This window comes from Microbispora sitophila (assembly GCF_014892245.1).
In the GTDB taxonomy this organism is placed as follows: Bacteria; Actinomycetota; Actinomycetes; order Streptosporangiales; family Streptosporangiaceae; genus Microbispora; species Microbispora siamensis.
Genome location: NZ_JADBGC010000005.1, coordinates 405957 through 419068 on the forward strand (window position 1 = coordinate 405957; position 13112 = coordinate 419068).

A 13112-nucleotide genomic window follows, 5' to 3' on the forward strand; every position below is an offset into this window, starting at 1 on the left:
GCCCAACAAAGCCGACAGGAACGCAAGATTCTCAGAAACTTTTCACCTGTAGGGCAAAAAGTCAGGGTTCGCTGTAATAAAGTTGTTGTAGTCAGAGCAGAAGTACAGTCACTTCTGGCACGCACCCGATTCCCCGACCCGAAGAGCGGCGTGAAGCGAATGACGGCTCGCCCCGAGAACCCGCACCAGGCGCGGATCCTGCGCCTCCTGCGTCAGGACGGCGCGCGTTCGCGCGCCGAACTCGGCGAGGTGGCCCGTCTGTCACCGTCGAAGCTCGCGCTCGAGCTCGACCGGCTCACCAAGCTGAACCTCCTCGAATCCGGCGGGCTCGCGGCCTCGCGGGGCGGCCGGCGGTCGGGCATCGTACGGATCGCCTCACACCTGCGTTTCGTCGGCATCGACATCGGCGCCACGTCCATCGACGTGGGGGTCACCAACGGTGAGCTGGAGGTGCTCGGCCACCTGTCGAAGCCCGCGGACGTGCGGGAGGGCCCCGAGGCGGTCCTGGAGCAGGCCCTCGAGCTCGTCGGCAAGCTGCGGACCGGCGAGACGACCGAGATCCACGGCGTCGGGATCGGAGTCCCCGGCCCGGTGAGCTTCCTCGACAGGACGCCGGTCTCGCCCCCGATCATGCCGGGCTGGGACCGCTTCCCCGTGCGGGAGACACTGAGCCGCGAGTTCGGCTGCCCGGTGCTCGTGGACAACGACGTGAACATCATGGCACTCGGCGAGCTGCACGCGGGCCTCGCCAGGGCGGTCGGCGACTTCCTGCTCGTGAAGATCGGCACCGGCGTCGGCTGCGGCATCGTGGTCGACGGCGAGATCTACCGCGGGGTGACCGGCAGCGCCGGCGACATCGGCCACATCCGGGTGTCCGACGACGGTCCGCTGTGCACGTGCGGCAACACCGGCTGCCTCGAGGCGTACTTCGGCGGCGCGGCGCTGGCCCGCGACGCCCGCGCCGCCGCGGAGTCGGGCGACTCCCCCTTCCTCGCGGAACGGCTCGCGCACGAGGGCACGCTGACCGCCGAGGACGTCGCCGCGGCGGCGGCCTCGGGTGACGCCTCCGCCGTACGGATGATCCGCGAGGGCGGCCGGCACGTGGGCATCGTGCTGGCCTCGCTCGTGAGCTTCTTCAACCCCGGCCTGGTGATCATCGGAGGCGGGGTGGCCGGTCTGGGCCACGCGCTGCTCGCGGAGATCCGCAGCGTCGTCTACCAGCGCTCGCTGCCGCTGGCGACCGGCAACCTGCCCATCGTCTTGTCCGAGCTCGGCGACACCGCCGGGATCATCGGGGCGACCCGCCTGATCAGCGACCACGTCTTCTCGGTCGAGTGAGCACCCGGCCTCCGAACGCCGGATGGCCGCCGCCCCCGAGGGGGACGGCGGCCATCTTCACACGCTCAGCCTTTCAGTAGCTGCGTGAGCAGACCCTTGACCTCGGTCGCGGCGTAGGCGTCCCGGTCGAAGGGGCCGAGCAGCACCGGCCCGTCCGCCGCCGCGTCGGGCAGGCGGCCGTGGCTGCCGCGCACCGGCTCCGGGTCGAGCGGCACCACCGACATCATGTAGCGCATGCCCAGCTTCTTACGGGCCAGCGCCGTGCCGGCGCGCAGCTTCACGAGGGGGTCGTTGGGATCCATGAACAGCTCCGCCGGGTCGTATCCGGGCTTGCGGTGGATCTCCACGAGCTTCGCGAAGTCGGGCGCCCGGTCGTCGGACAGCCAGTAGTAGTAGGTGAACCAGGCGTCCGGCTCGGCCACGGCGACGAGGTCACCGGCCCGCTCGTGGTCGAGGCCGTACTTCGCCTTGCCCTCCTGGTTCAGGACCTCGTCCACGCCCGGCAGTTCGGCCACGATGTCCCGTACGCGGGGCAGGTCGGCGGGGTCGCGCACGTAGACGTGGGCGACCTGGTGGTCGGCGACCGCGAAGGCCCGCGAGGCCCAGGGGTCGAGATACTCCATGCCGTCCTGGGTGTAGACCTCCAGCAGCCCGGCCCGGCGCAGCGCGCGGTTGACATCGACCGGGCGGGACGCGTTGGTGATGCCGTATTCCGACAGCACCACGACGGTGGCGTCCTCCCGCAGCAGTGGCGCGAGCGCGGCGTCGACCTCCCGGGCCGCCGCGACGGCCTGCGGCGCGTCGGGCCCGAAGCGCTGCAGGTCGTAGTCGAGGTGCGGGATGTAGACCATGAGCAGGTCGGGCCGTTCCTTCGCGAGGATCCGGCGGGCGGCCGCGATGATCCACTTGGACGAGGTGATGCTCGCCGTAGGCCCCCAGTAGGTGAACAGCGGGAACTCGCCCAGCTCGGCCACCAGGTCGTCGTGCAGCGACGGCGGCCTGGTGTAGCAGTCGGGCTCCTTGCGCCCGTCGGCGTAGTAGATCGGGCGCGGGGTGACGATGAAGTCGCTGGAGCCGCCCATGGCGTACCACCAGCAGACGTTGGCCGTGCGGATCCCGGGCACCGCGTCCCACAGCTGCTCGCCCTGGATCAGCCGGTTGTGCTGCCGCCACAGGAAGATCTCGCCCAGGTCGCGGAAGTACCAGCCGTTGCCGACGATGCCGTGGTCACGCGGCATCGTGCCGGTCAGCAGCGTCGCCTGCACCGAGCAGGTCACGGCGGGCAGCACGGGCCGCAGCGACGCGGCGGCACCGACCTTGGACACGTTCGGCATGTGCGCCAGCAGGCGCGGGGTCAGGCCGACGACGTTCACGACGACGACGGGCGCCATCAGATCTCCTTAAGTCCGAGGGCGGCGAGCCGCCGCCGGGTCCAGTCCAGCTCGGCGGCGATGCCCTCGGCGACGTCCACAGGGCCGGGCAGCACGCTCCAGGTGTAGGTCTCGACCTCGAGGTGCCGAGTGAGGGGCGCGGTGACGTCCCCGTCCGGGGTCATGAGCCGCCCGAGCAGGTCCTCCAGGTACGGAGTGGTCGTGGTGAGCGGCGGCGGGGGCGCGGCGTGCAGCGGCATGTGGAAGTGCGTGCGCCACGGCAGGTCCGCCGGGAGTCCGCCGGCCAGCGCCTCCGGCAGGTCGTCGGCGTACCCGGCCGCGCAGCGTGTCTGGTGGAGATACCGCTCCTCCTCGTACGCCGCCAGCGCCCGCTGGCCGCCCGGCGGCGCCTCGACGGCCGACGAGACCTGGAGTTTCACGATCGGCAGCCCCAGGCCGGCCGCGTCGGCGGCCTCCTCGAGGCCGACGGCCAGGTGGCAGGCGTCCAGGCAGACGCCGAGGTGCGCGGGGTCGGTGCCGCCCAGCAGTTCGACCGCCTGCGGGGTGGTCTCCACGATGCAGCCCGGCTCGGGCTCGAAGCCGACGCGGATCGTCTTGCCGGTGCGCTCCGCCAGCGCCCGCAGGCCCCGGGTGAGCGCGTCGAGGTTGGCGGCGACGGCCCCGGCCTTGTCCGGCGTCCAGCCGGTGCGCCAGGCGAGCGGCAGGGTCGAGATCGAGCCCTCGGTCACGTCGTCGGGCAGCAGCACGGTGAGGATCTCGGCCAGGTCCAGGGTGTAGGCGAGGCGCTGCGGCTCCGCCCAGTCGGGCCGGTACACCCGGAGCTTCACGACCTGGTCGTGGAAGCCCTGGTAGGGGAAGCCGTTGAGGGTGACGACCTCCAGCCCCAGCTCGTCGAGACGGGCGCGCAGCCGCGCCAGTTCGCCGGGGTCGGCCCGCAGCGCCCGCGCCGCGCCCGACGACAGCCACAGCCCGAGGCCGAGCACCGGCGCGCCGGTCAGCGCCCGCACCCGGGCGGCGACGCCGGACAGCTGCCCGTGGATCCCGGCGAGGTCCTCGGCGGGGTGGACGTTGGTGCAGTAGGCCAGGTGGACGACGGAACCGGAGGGATGAAGCAGGCGCATGGTCAGCGCGTCCCGCGCAGGATCGTGTTGCCCTCGTAGTCGCCGCCCGCCTCGACGTCGTCCAGCGCCAGGCGCCCGCTCTGCCCGTAGAACGCCACCGGGTTCTGCCACAGCACCCGGTCCACGTCCTCGTCGGTGAACCCGGCGGCCAGCATGGCCTCGCCGACCTCGCGGGTCTTGAGCACGTCGCTGCGCCCCCAGTCGGCGGCGGAGTTCACGATCATCCGCTCGGTGCCGTACTCCTTGAGGATCGCCACCATCCGCTGGGGGTCCATCTTGGTGTCGGGGTAGATCGAAAAGCCCATCCAGCACCCGGCCTCGTGGACCATGCCGACGGTCAGCTCGTTGAGGTGGTCGACCAGCACCGTTCCGGGGTCCATGCCCTTGACCACGTCGAGCGTGCGCCGCGTGCCCGCCGCCTTGTCGCGGTGCGGCGTGTGCACGAGCACCGGCAGGCCGTGCTCCTCGGCGAGCGCGAGCTGGGCCTCGAAGACGCGGTCCTCCTCCGGGGTCATCGAGTCGTAGCCCACCTCGCCGACCGCGACCACCGAGTCCTTCAGCAGGTAGCGAGGCAGCTCGTCGAGCACGCCCGCGCAGCGCGGGTCGTTGGCCTCCTTCGGGTTGAGCGCGAGCGTGCAGTGGTGGCGGATGCCGTACTGCGCGGCGCGGTAGGGCTCCCAGCCCAGCAGCGCGTCGAAGTAGTCGAGGAAGCTGCCGACGTTCGTGCGCGGCTGGCCGAGCCAGAAGGCGGGCTCCACGACGGCGCGGACCCCGGCGGCGTACATGCGCTCGTAGTCGTCCGTCGTGCGGGACGTCATGTGGACGTGCGGGTCGAAGATCCTCATCGGAATCAGAGCCTCTCGAGAACGTCGGGGGGAACGGGACGCCCGGCCGCGCGGCGCTCGGCGGCGAAGTCGGCGAGCATGCGCCGCAGCTCCTCGTCGGACCGCCGGCCGAGGCCCTCGACCGACGCGAGCGGGACGGACATGAAGACGCACTTGAGCACGCCCTGCCGGAAGGCGTGGTCGTCCAGCCAGGCCGAGCCGTACGGGCCGAGCGCGGCGGCGACGAGCCGGGTGTCGTTGGTCCGCAGGGCGTCGTGGACGAGCGGGAGAGCGGCCGGACCGAGGTCGAGCTGCGGAAGCGACTCCAGGATCTCCAGCCGCTCCCCCGCGTCGCCCTGCCAGTAGAGCTTCATGACGGCCCCCGCCGGCTCCGGCAGCGCCTTCGCCAGCGCCCTCAGCAGCTCGGCGCGGGCGCCGGGGCCACCCTCCCGCGCGGCCCGCGGGAACAGCGCGTAGACGGTCTCGGGGTCGCGCTCAACGTCGGCTACGGCCTGCGCCAGCCAGGTCATGTGCCCTCCTCAGGAATTCGATCGACCTTCTGGCCACGTCGGGCGCCGCGTGGCTGTGCCTGGCCAGTTCGACGGCGACCAGGCCGCCGAAGCCGTCGAGCGCGGCGAGCACGGGCGGGAAGTCGATCTCGCCCTCGCCGAACTCGAGATGCTCGTGGACGCCCCGCCGCATGTCCTCGATCTGCACGTGCACCAGGTGCGGCAGCGCCCGCTCGACGCACTCGGGCACGTCGTACGGCTCCAGGCAGCGGCAGTGCCCGATGTCGAGGGTGAGGCCGAACCTCGGGTGCCCCCCGAGCAGGCCGCGCAGCCGTTCGTATCCGGCGAGGTCCGCCACGAGCATGCCCGGCTCGGGCTCGAACCCGAGCGTGACGCCCACTCTGCCTGCCTCTTCGAGCAGGCGCTCGCACTGCCGTACGAGCCGGTCCCACGCCTCGCCCTCGGGCACCTCGGGCGGCCGGATGCCGCTCCACAGGTGCACCACGGGGGCGCCGAGGTCGGCCGCGACCCGCATGGCCCGGCACAGGAAGCGCACGCGCGCCTCGGCCTCGTCGTGCAGCAGGGTCGGGAAGTGCTTGCGCCGGGGGTCGAGCGTGTAACGGCCGCCCGTCTCCACGGCGAGGGCCAGGCCGAGCCGACCCGCCAGCGCCGCGATCCGCCCGACCTCCGCCGGGGAGGCTCCGGGCATGAGGTGCCCGTGGTCGAGGGTGACCGCCGCGCCGGTGTAGCCGAGGTCGGCGAGCACCTCCAGCGTCTGGTCGAGCGGGTGGTCGCGGAAGCCGTTGGTGCAGTAGGCCCAGATCACGACGTGGCCACCTTCGCCGACAGCCAGCGGCCGGCCGGCAGCGCGGCCAGCAGCGCCGCCGCCTGGGCGAGCCTGCCCCGCCCCGCGACCGCGGCCGCCTGCAGCGGGATCAGGCCGAGGATGCTCATCCGCACCGCCTGCCGCACCTGCTCGGGGTCGGGGTCGGCGCGCAGCGCCGCCTGGGCCCTTCCGGCGGTGGCGAGGTAGCCGGCGATCATCGCAGCGGCGCCCAGCCGCCCGGTGGTCTCGCCGCTCCGGCAGGCGACGGCGGCCAGAGCCGCGGACACGCCGGTCGCGGCCAGCGCCTGGGTGACGGTCGCGGGGGTGGCGCCGTCCACCTCGGCGCGGCCGAGCAGGGTGATCCCGTAGGTGTGGGCGCCGACGGCCAGCGCCATGGGGGCGGCCGCCCGCGTGTGCGGGCCCGCGCCGAGCAGGACGTCGAGCACGCGGCAGGCCGCCATCGCGGCCGGGCCCGCCGCCGTGTGCTTGAGACGCAGGTCGTAGGCCCAGGCGGCGCCGGCGAGCAGGCCCGCGAGCGCGAGCCCGCGCCGTCCGCCGAAGACCGCGGCGGTGGCCACCCCGGCGCCGGTCAGCGCGGCGGCGAGGCCGAGGGCACCTCCCGGGCTGATCCGGCCGGAGGGGATGGGCCGTTCCGGCCGCTCCTTCGCGTCGATCTTGCGGTCGGACCAGTCGTTGAGCGCCATTCCGGCCCAGTAGAGCAGCACGGACGCGGCGGCGAGGCCGGGCCGGGCCGATCGTCCGGCCGCTGCCGCGCCGGCGAGCGTGTCCCCGGGAACCGACAGCGCGGCGGGCGCGCGGACCAGCTCCAGCCAGGCCCTCACGGCCGCTCCTCCGACAGGGCCTGTGCGAACGCCACCAGCCGGGCGTACTGGGTGGGCAGGTCGTGCCCGGCGCCGCCCAGCGGGTCCTTGAAGAAGTAGCCGAGCTCGGGGAGCACGCCGCTGTGCCCGGCCTCGTGAGCCCGCGCGACGAGCCGCACGAGGTCGAGGACGAGCGGGGCGGCCAGCGCCGAGTCGCAGCCCTGCCAGGTGAACTGCATGGTCATCCGGACGCCGAGGAACCCCTCGAACGTGATGTGGTCCCAGGCGGTCTTCCACTCGCCGAGGTCGGCCACGTAGTCGATGTGCGTCAGGCCCTCGACGTCCTCGCCCACGATCGCGGGCACGGCCCGCGCCTTGCTCGCCGACTTGCTCTCCCGGGCGGCGGGGTCGGCCAGCGTGGCGCCGTCGCCGCCGCCGAGGAGGTTGAGCCCCGACCACGAGCGGACCCGCAGCGCGCGGCCGGCGAACATCGGCGCGAGCGCGCTCTTGACCAGGGTCTCCCCGGTCTTGCCGTCGCGTCCCGCGTACGGCAGGCCGTCACGCCGCGCCAGCTCGTCCAGCGCGGGCGGCGTCGGGCCGGCGGAGGGGGTGAAGGCGACGTAGCCGCAGCCGGCCGTGAAGGCCGCGTAGGCGTACAGGGAGCTCGCGGGCAGCACGTCCTGCCCGGACGCCAGCGCCTCCTCGAGGTCGGCGAGCGTGGCGTACGGCACCTCGGCGGGGGGCTCGGTCGACGACACGTCCACCACGACGACGCGGGACAGGCCGCGCCGCTCCCGGAAGTCCGCGATGTCGCCGGCGAGCCGCCTCGCGGCCTCCGCCTGGCTCTCCTCGCCGGGGACGTAGCCGTGCCTGATCTCGGCCTCGGCGGCGTCGAGATCCGCGGCGAGCAGGGTCGTGAGGACGGGAGGGAGCACGCCCGCCTGGGCGAGCAGCTCGGCTCTCTTGCGCAGCGGGATCGCGACCACGTCGTGACCGCCGAACACCAGATCGCCCAGGGGGGTGAAGTCCCCCGGGAAGCCCGCCGCCTCGATGACGCAGCCGGTGGGCGGGGCTGCTCCCGCGCGGACCGCCGCCGCTCCGACCACCGCCGTGGTCGCGACGGACCCCCGGGCGCCGACCAGCCAGACACCGATGGGCACTGTAACTCTCCCGTCAACTCGGGTATGAAGGATGACCCCGGAACATTCGGATAGTAAGAGGGATCTTTCGTCACTGACAAGCAAAAGTTTCCTGTGAGCTACAGAAAGTTCACCCACCTGCATGGGAACGATGCAATGGCTCTCGGCTGCCGGCTCGGCCAGCCCGACGGCACCGGCAGTCGCAGTCGCCGCCACCCCTGCGAGCCCATCGCTAATCCTCGGACTTTGTCCTCTCGAAGGAGAAAGTTCAAAAGATCATGAAAAAACTTCTTCCCCGTTAGGCAAAAGTGGCGTAACTTGCTCGCCAAGTGCTCCGCACAGGTCATGAGGGGTCGGAGTGAGACGAACGGCGGTGCCCATGGCAGGACATCCAGTGGTTCTCCGCCGCGGCGACGGCCGTCACACCTGACCGTCCCGTCCGCTCCTGAGGAGTCACCAGCGGCTCGGCCGCGTCATCGGGGGGATCAAGGTTCTTCACGCAGATGGAGTTGGCAAGACGATGAGTGCGTACGAAGAAGAGATGGAGACGGCCGGCAACCTCGGACGCAGGCTGGGGCTCAACCGCCGCCAGTTCCTCGCGGCCACGACCGGCATGGCGGCGGCCGCCGCCGTGGCCGCGGCCGGCCCGATGAAGTCGGCCGCGCGTGCGGCGACCGCCGGCGGCAACGGCGTGCTCGTGCCGCCCGGCAAGCGGGGCATCATCCTGTACACGGTCCGCGACGCCATCTCGCGCGACCCGCTGTCGAGCAACCTCCCGTCCGGCTTCCGCGCCGTGCTGCAGGAGCTCAGCCGGATCGGCTACAAGCAGGTGGAGTTCGCCGGCTACGGCCAGCACCGCAACGCCGAGGGCGGCGCCAGCCTGGAGAGCGTCGAGGGCGCCCGCCTGCTGCGCACCTGGCTGGACGACAACGGCCTGGAGGCCGAGGGCAACCACGGCTTCATCCCCGGCTCGTGGCCGCTGAGCCAGGCCGACCTGGACCGCTTCAAGCTCCACCTGGAGATCGCCAACATCCTCGGCATGGGCCACGTCGGCACCGGCAGCGACCCGACCGGCAGCGCCTACAAGGCCGACTGGGACGTGGCCGCCGACAAGTGGAACGCGCTCGGCGAGCTCGCCACCGCCGCCGGCCTCAAGCTGTACACGCACAACCACGACGTGGCCTACAGCTTCCTGCTCGACAGCGGCCCGCTCGACGCGCAGGGCCGGCCCACCCGCTCCTCCGGCATCCGCCGCCTGGAGTACTTCCTCCAGAAGACCGACCCGAACAACGTCTGGCTGGAGATGGACATCTTCTGGGCGCACGTGGCCCAGTACAAGTACAAGACCTACACCGCGCCCGACGGCTCCACCCAGACCCAGGTCTTCAACCCGCTCGGCGTCGTGCAGGCCCAGACGACGCGGTTCCCGCTGTTCCACGCCAAGGACGGCAAGATCAACACCGGCACGTCCAACGGCTACGACATGGTTCCGTTCGGCACCGGCGACATCGACTACAAGAGCTTCTTCTCCCAGATGGGCGCCAAGGGCTACCACAACCCGATGTACGAGCAGGACAACGCCCCCGGCGGCACGGCCAACCCGGCGCAGTCGCTGCAGTACGCGGAGCTGAGCTACAACAACATCGCCAAGCTCCGCGGCTGAGGCTGAGGCCCGCCCGAGCATCTCGGCCAGTCATCTCACTATGGCGGACCGCCACGCGTTCGACCCGTTCCACCGGCACGCGGCGGCCCGCCTTTCCCTGCCACCCCCCTGAAAAGAAGAGGCGCAGCAGATTTGAAGCGTACTCGCATTCTGGTCGGCGGTCTCGCCGCCGCGTTGACGCTCCCGTTCACGGCGACGCTCACCGCCGCACCGGCCCAGGCGCACGAAGACGCGCTGCACTGGGAGAACTACGAGAAGGTCACCCTCACCAAGGACGTCGGCGAGCCGATCGACATGGCGATCCTGCCGGACAGCCGGGTGCTGCACACCGCCCGCAACGGCGACATCCGGATGACCGACCCCGCCACCGGCGTCACCAAGATCATCAACAAGATCGACGTCTACAACAACTCCGAGGACGGCCTCCAGACCATCGGACTGGACCCCGACTTCGCGAACAACAAGTGGGTCTACGTCTACTACGCGCCCAGGAAGATGACCGGGCCGTACCCGGCGGAGACCCCGACCGGGTCGGCGCCCAACTCCCTGCCCGCGGGCGCGGACGAGTCGTACTGGAACCAGTGGAAGGGCTACAACCAGCTCTCCCGGTTCAAGTGGGACGGCGACAAGCTCGACCTGTCCACCGAGCAGGTCATCATCAAGATCGAGACCAACCGCGGGCAGTGCTGCCACGTCGCGGGCGACTTCGACTGGGACGACGAGGGCAACCTCTACCTGGCCACCGGTGACAACACCCCGGCCAGCACCCCCGGCGCAAACGGCATGGCGCCCAACAACGACGCCCCCGGCATGAACCCGGGCTTCGACGACCGCCGCGGCGCGGGCAACACCAACGACCTGCGCGGCAAGATCCTGCGGATCAAGGTGGCGGAGGACGGCTCCTACACGGTCCCCGACGGCAACCTCTTCCCCAAGGGCACCGCCAAGACCCGGCCCGAGATCTTCGTGATGGGCGTGCGGAACCCGTTCCGCATGGACGTCGACGGCAAGACCGGCACGCTGTCGTGGGGCGACTACGGACCGGACGCCGGCGCCGCCGACCCCAACCGCGGCCCGATGGGTCTCGTCGAGTGGAACGTGACGCCGCTGAACAAGCCGATGAACGGCGGCTGGCCGTACTGCACGGGCAACAACTTCAACTACAACAACTGGGACTACGCGAACTCCAAGCCGCGTGAGTTCTTCGACTGCGCGGCGGGGGCGAAGAACACCTCGCGGTGGAACACCGGCCTCGACACGGTGCCGCCCGCGACCCCGGCCGATCTGTACTACGGCGACCGCGCGAGCGACCAGCCGGCGGAGTGGTCCGGGCTGACCGAGTTCGACCCGGTGCAGAACGGCCAGGCCCCGATGGGCGGCCCGGTCTACCACTACGACGCGGACAACCCCTCGACGACGAAGTTCCCCGCATACTGGGACAACAAGTTCTTCTTCGGCGAGTTCTCCCAGGACTACCTGGCGGCGTTCACCGTGTCCGGCTCCGACGGCCCGGTGACCAAGATCGAGCACTTCCTGCCGAACGCCGAGCTGACCAAGATGGCGATGCCCATCACGGACAACCCGATGGACCTCGAGTTCGGCCCCGACGGGGCGCTGTACGTGCTCGAGTACGGCGACGGCTTCTTCCGGGCCAACCCCGACGCGGGCCTGTACCGCATCGACTACTCGCCCGGCAACAAGGCCCCGCAGGCGAAGATCACCGTTGACAAGACGTCGGGCAGCAACGCGCCGCTCACCGTCGAGTTCAGCGGCGCCAAGTCCTCCGACTCCGAGGCGGGCGCCCTCACCTACGAGTGGGACTTCGACGGCAACGGCTCCTTCGACGCCAAGGGCGTGACGGCGACCCACACCTACGACAAGCTCGGGCAGTACACCGCCCGGCTCCGCGTCACCGACGCGGGCGGCAGGTTCGGCCTCGCCACCATCGAGATCACCGTCGGCAACACCGCGCCCAAGGTCAGCATCGAGACCCCCGGCGACGGCGGCTTCATCGACTGGGGCAACGCGGTTCCGTTCAAGGTCGCGGTGAGCGACCAGGAGGACGGCGACAACCCGACCTGCAGCCGCGTCCAGTGGACCTTCGGCCTCGGTCACGACACGCACGCCCACCCGATCACCACGGGCACCGGCTGCACCGTCACCTGGGCGACCCCGGCCGACGCGCCCGAGCACGGCGTGACCGAGAACATCTTCGGCGTCGTCGTGGTCAGCTACCGCGACAACGGCGCCAACGGCATCCCCGGCGCGAGCAGCGACGCCACGCTGATCCTCAACCCGAAGCTCATGCAGGCCGAGCACGGGGACGACAGCAAGGGCGTCACCAAGACCCAGGACGAGACGGCGTCCGGCCTGAACAAGGTCACCTCGTTCGACGCGGGCGACTACATCGGCTACGACCCGGTGAACTTCTCCGGCATCACCTCGGTGAAGACCACGGCCACCGGCGCGGGCACCCTGTCGCTGCGCTGGAACTCGCCGACCGCGACCCCCTTCGCGACCGTCGCGATCCCGGCCGGCTCCGGCTGGCAGACGGTGACCACCGCGCTGCCGAACGCCCCCACGGGCAGCGGCAAGCTCTACGTCACCTCGACGGGCGGCGTGGACGTGGACGCGTTCACCTTCGTGGGCGACGGCGTCGCCGACAAGACCCCGCCGACCGTGACGGCCACGCTCAACCCGGCCCAGCCGAACGGTGAGAACGGCTGGTACACCGGCAACGTGTCGATGACGGTCACCGCGACCGACAACGGCACGGTGTCGAGCCGGCAGTACTCGATCAACGGCGGCGCCACCTGGCTCAGCGCCAACAACGCGGTGACGTTCAGCACCGAGGGCACCACCGAGGTGCGCTACCGCGCCACCGACAGCGGCGGCAACATCGGGCAGGGCACCGTCACCGTGAAGATCGACAAGACCGCGCCCGCGCTGACCCTGAGCGGCGTCGAGTCCGGCGACCACGGCGACTCGACCTCGATCACGCCCGTCTTCTCCGCCACGGACGCCACGTCCGGGGTGGCGAGCGTGACGGCGGTCATCGGCGACCTGCAGGTCAAGTCGGGCGAGGCGCTCCCCCTGTGGAAGCTGCCGCTCGGCGAGAACGAGCTGGTCGTGACCGCCAAGGACAAGGCCGGGCACACCACCAAGAAGACGGCGACCTTCACCGTCACGACCTCCTTCGAGGACGTGAAGGCCCTCCTCACCTCCTTCCGCGGCGCCGGCACGGTGACCGAGGACGGCGACGTCCTGATCGCGCAGCTCGACCAGGCGGCCAAGGAGGCCGGCAAGGGCAAGAAGGACGACGCGATCAAGGCCCTGGAGCGGTTCGTCGGCTTCGCCGGCGACGCCAAGCGGGTGACCGACAAGGCCGCGAGCGACGCGCTCATCCGCGACGCGAAGACGCTGATCGAGCGGCTGCGCGGCTAGCACGACGTCCCGTGGGTCCGGCCCGGCCCGGCCGGA

The 13112-nt window shown here is 71.4% G+C and carries 10 protein-coding genes; 3 read left to right on the forward strand and 7 right to left on the reverse strand.

Features of this window, described 5'->3' with window-relative positions:
• The first annotated feature begins 159 nt into the window (after nt 1-159).
• Nucleotides 160-1338 carry an ROK family transcriptional regulator gene (locus IL992_RS12015; protein WP_193203387.1) on the forward strand — a complete coding sequence of 393 codons (1179 nt, stop codon included), beginning with the start codon at nt 160-162 and terminating at the stop codon, nt 1336-1338.
• A 65-nt stretch (nt 1339-1403) separates the two neighbouring features.
• Here the strand turns inward: IL992_RS12015 and IL992_RS12020 are convergent, their stop codons facing one another.
• Genes IL992_RS12020 through IL992_RS12050 form a run of 7 tightly spaced genes read right to left on the reverse strand, consistent with a single transcriptional unit; the run spans nt 1404 to nt 7990 of the window.
• Nucleotides 1404-2729, reverse strand: coding sequence for an alkaline phosphatase family protein (locus IL992_RS12020; RefSeq protein WP_193203388.1), 1326 nt, complete (start codon nt 2727-2729; stop codon nt 1404-1406).
• Nucleotides 2729-3850: a metabolite traffic protein EboE gene (eboE, locus tag IL992_RS12025; protein WP_193203389.1), complete on the reverse strand. Its 1122-nt coding sequence runs from the start codon at nt 3848-3850 to the stop codon at nt 2729-2731. Before eboE ends, IL992_RS12020 begins: the two co-directional genes overlap by 1 nt.
• Nucleotides 3851-3852: 2 nt before the next feature.
• A complete protein-coding gene (locus IL992_RS12030; protein WP_193203390.1) occupies nt 3853-4695 on the reverse strand; it encodes a TatD family hydrolase in 843 nt (280 codons plus the stop codon).
• Nucleotides 4696-4700: 5 nt separating this feature from the next.
• Nucleotides 4701-5204: an EboA domain-containing protein gene (locus IL992_RS12035; protein WP_193203391.1), complete on the reverse strand. Its 504-nt coding sequence runs from the start codon at nt 5202-5204 to the stop codon at nt 4701-4703.
• Nucleotides 5170-6009 carry a sugar phosphate isomerase/epimerase family protein gene (locus IL992_RS12040; protein ID WP_193203392.1) on the reverse strand — a complete coding sequence of 280 codons (840 nt, stop codon included), beginning with the start codon at nt 6007-6009 and terminating at the stop codon, nt 5170-5172. The genes IL992_RS12035 and IL992_RS12040 overlap by 35 nt, the downstream gene beginning before the upstream one ends.
• On the reverse strand, nt 6006-6851 hold the full coding sequence (locus IL992_RS12045) for an SCO3242 family prenyltransferase (protein ID WP_193203393.1): 846 nt from the start codon (nt 6849-6851) through the stop codon (nt 6006-6008). The genes IL992_RS12040 and IL992_RS12045 overlap by 4 nt, the downstream gene beginning before the upstream one ends.
• Nucleotides 6848-7990, reverse strand: a complete 1143-nt coding sequence (locus tag IL992_RS12050) for an inositol-3-phosphate synthase (RefSeq protein ID WP_319018497.1) — start codon at nt 7988-7990, stop codon at nt 6848-6850. The genes IL992_RS12045 and IL992_RS12050 overlap by 4 nt, the downstream gene beginning before the upstream one ends.
• Before the next feature lie 499 nt (nt 7991-8489).
• Here IL992_RS12050 and IL992_RS12055 point away from each other — a divergent pair, with 499 nt between their 5' ends.
• Together IL992_RS12055 and IL992_RS12060 are read left to right on the forward strand one after the other, a co-directional pair.
• Complete coding sequence (locus IL992_RS12055; RefSeq protein WP_193203394.1) at nt 8490-9632, forward strand: sugar phosphate isomerase/epimerase family protein; 1143 nt, start codon at nt 8490-8492, stop codon at nt 9630-9632.
• 132 nt (nt 9633-9764) lie between these two features.
• Entirely contained in the window at nt 9765-13076 is a 3312-nt protein-coding gene (locus tag IL992_RS12060; RefSeq protein WP_226872726.1) for a PQQ-dependent sugar dehydrogenase, read from the forward strand.
• Nucleotides 13077-13112 lie beyond the last annotated feature (36 nt).